The 2,172-nt window shown below is 32.7% G+C and carries 3 protein-coding genes; 2 read left to right on the top strand and 1 reads right to left on the bottom strand.

What is annotated here, in order from left to right; genetic code table 11:
- On the bottom strand, positions 1 to 399 hold a 399-nt coding region (locus BBROOKSOX_RS10295; RefSeq protein ID WP_139661670.1), incomplete at its 3' end, for a transposase.
- Positions 400 to 652: 253 nt separating this feature from the next.
- Between BBROOKSOX_RS10295 and BBROOKSOX_RS10290 the strand changes: the two genes are divergently transcribed.
- Positions 653 to 1,168, top strand: a complete 516-nt coding sequence (locus BBROOKSOX_RS10290) for a hypothetical protein (RefSeq protein ID WP_139661667.1) — start codon at positions 653 to 655, stop codon at positions 1,166 to 1,168.
- A 232-nt stretch (positions 1,169 to 1,400) separates the two neighbouring features.
- Positions 1,401 to 2,072 (top strand): hypothetical protein, encoded by a 672-nt coding sequence (locus tag BBROOKSOX_RS10285; RefSeq protein ID WP_139661665.1) that lies wholly within the window; start codon positions 1,401 to 1,403, stop codon positions 2,070 to 2,072.
- Positions 2,073 to 2,172: the final 100 nt, after the last annotated feature.

Below are 2,172 nucleotides of genomic sequence, written 5' to 3'. Positions count from 1 at the left end.
GTGCTTTGATTGGCATTGCTGATTAACCGACAGAAGAGAACACGGCATGTGTGGTGAAGATAGCTTGAACTCAACTAACTGTTTGCGATTAGATAAGCCCAAGCTTTTTAGCTTTTTTGCCAGCCACTCCTTTTCTACGGTTACTTTACCTACTAGTGCAGTTAAGCGTTCATTTTGCTTTTGTGATTTAATAAGCTCTTCTTTGTATTCTTTAACTGCCTTGGATGGCTCCATGGCAATTTCAGCGTTAGCAAGGAAGGTTTTCTTCCAATTCTGTAGGTTTTGTGGAAGGATGTTATGCTTGCTAGCAATCTGCACTAGGGTGCTTTTATTTTGTAATAACTCAAGTACTAATTTTGTCTTAAATGTTGAGGTATATTTGGTTCGTTTTTTACTCATTTTTTTTACTCCGATTTTTTTTGTTTAGTTTAACTTGTTCGAAATAAGAAAATTTAAATTGTTGTCTTAATTTGTTGGGGTTTTATATTATGCAAAGGTCTCTAAGACATAAAAACCAATGGATGTGCATCAAAAAAGTATAAAATTACGATAAATTTAGAAGAAATTTTAAAAAAGTTGCTAAAGAGTATAGGGCAATGTAGATAAACTCAACGAGAAAAAATAAATGCATTTAATCATAAAACTACTTTTATTGAGCGTATTACTTTTTAGTAATGTCAGTATATTTGCTGATACTTGTTTAGATAATAATCTTTCTAACGCAGAATATCTTAAAAATGCATGTATTAAAAATATTGACGCATGGAAAGCACCTATGGTTATCAGCGGTATACTGCCTAGTTCGGTGGTTAACGACACTGTAGGCAATATTATCCATGCAGGGTATAAGTTTTACAGAAGTACAAACTATAACTTTACCACTGAAGAAACTGGCAAGAAGGTTTATATGGCAACTAACTGGAGTGTGGAGCAAACTAATCCTATTAATGTAAATATAGAAGAGGCAGTTAATACTGTACAACGTAGTAGAAATAAGATTAAAAAGTCTTTAAGTGATGAAAATAAATTTTCTAACTCAATAGATAAGGCTCCTTTTTCTTCAATAAAATACGATATAAGTCTTGAAATGTTGCAATTAAGTTTTTTAATTAACAAGAAACTAGGGAAACCAAGGAGAGGAGGTATTATTTTTGATTTTAACCATTAAAGATCTTTACATGAATATGCATAATCATCAAAAATCCACTTTTTACTTAATTAGCAATTTTTTAGACCCAGCCTTAATTCCGCTATGACAAAGTTTGAATAAATTGCCAATTGAGCATTCTGTTTACCGCCTCGTTGATGGATAAAAATTGAATTTACCGATCGCCCCTATTTATAAACAGAGATCTCAGAAAGCTTAGAAAACAGTACGGAAAATTTTTGAAAGTATGCAAATGAAAATAAATGCCCTTTTTGATTTTTTTAAAACCTTGTTATTGGCAGTCATCTTTTGTGGTGGTTTAATTTATGCCGATGGTCATATGCTTCTTACTCTTCAGAATTATCAATATACAGCCGATGATTTTCCGCCTTACTTTTTTGAAAGGGGTTTAACTAAAATAATTGATACAGAAAATAGCTTTCAATTTAAAACTTACAGATTAGGATTAAAATTTGATATGGTCGAATATAAGGCAAATATTAGACCTGTTTTGCTTAAATGGGGAGCGGCAGAATACATACCTAAAACCCAATCTTATGATTCTTCATTTCTATCAAGGGGCATGGAAGAAAATATTAAGTTAGATTCTTATACTGGATCGTTTACAAAAGAAATTCATGTTGTTACTTATCAAGGCAGAATAGAAGCTGTTTCTTATGCAGAAAATGCAGAAATGCAAGTTCCCAAAATTGAGATAATTGCAGCAAATCCTGAGGGGCTAGTAACGGGTCAAACAACTATTGTTAAAGGGGGAGGGTCGGCGCTTATGGATTATATGCTTCGGAGATTTAAATCAAAAGGCGTAAAAAGTGTTCGGATTTTTTCCACAAATGACAAGTATTACGCTGATCGAGGCTGGCAAGAGGATGAAATTGAGGATAATAACTGCACGGTTATGTTGTAATACCCCCAAAAAACCACACCATCCTAAAGTAGAAAATTCTATAATAAAAAATAAGGAGTTTTCACATGAAAAAATCAAGATACACAGACACACAAATAGT

This window comes from bacterium endosymbiont of Bathymodiolus sp. 5 South (genome assembly GCF_900128535.1).
Classification (GTDB): domain Bacteria; phylum Pseudomonadota; class Gammaproteobacteria; order PS1; family Pseudothioglobaceae; genus Thiodubiliella.
The sequence above is the reverse complement of the archived record's forward strand: the minus strand, read 5'-3'. Positions and strand labels throughout refer to the sequence as shown.

What these genes read in the sequence shown, in the direction of transcription:
- BBROOKSOX_RS10285 (WP_139661665.1), top strand. Translation starts at nt 1,401, where the DNA reads ATGAAAATAAATGCCCTTTTTGATTTTTTTAAAACCTTGTTATTGGCA.